We start from the raw sequence: 418 nt of genomic DNA, 5'->3' as shown, positions 1-418 counted from the left end.
CGCCACCACCGGTGGGGCTGATCGTCCAGTTGAACGTGGCCGAGCCGGTGGCGTTGGTGGAGTCCTTCGCCGTGACCGTCACGCTGTTGTTGCCGACCGTGGTCGGCGTGCCGGAGATCAGGCCGCTCGAGGCGTTGATCGACAGGCCGGCCGGCAGGCCGGTGGCCGTGTAGGTCAGCGCGCCGCCGGTGGTGCTGCTGGCCTGGATCTGCAGGCTCGCGGCGGTGTTCACGACGGTGTTCTGGTCGGCCGGCTTGGTGACGGTGACGCCACTGGTCGGCACCCGTGCGCCGACGCCGATGGCGGCCCAGGTGTTGGCGACCGTGTTCCACGTCGCGCTGCCGGATCCGTACAGGTCAGCGGTGGCCTGCAGGCTCTGGGTGCGGGCGGCCGCGTAGTTGGTGGTCGAGGTGAAGCG

General features: G+C 70.8%; 1 protein-coding gene. It reads right to left on the bottom strand.

Going from position 1 to position 418, the window contains the following annotated elements:
- A partial coding sequence (locus CAY82_RS27625; protein ID WP_170931142.1) for a putative Ig domain-containing protein occupies positions 1-418 on the bottom strand: 418 nt, incomplete at both ends.

It is taken from the genome of Pseudomonas sp. SID14000 (genome assembly GCF_002165135.1).
Classification (GTDB): Bacteria; Pseudomonadota; Gammaproteobacteria; order Pseudomonadales; family Pseudomonadaceae; genus Aquipseudomonas.
This window is presented reverse-complemented; position numbering and strand designations above follow the sequence as displayed.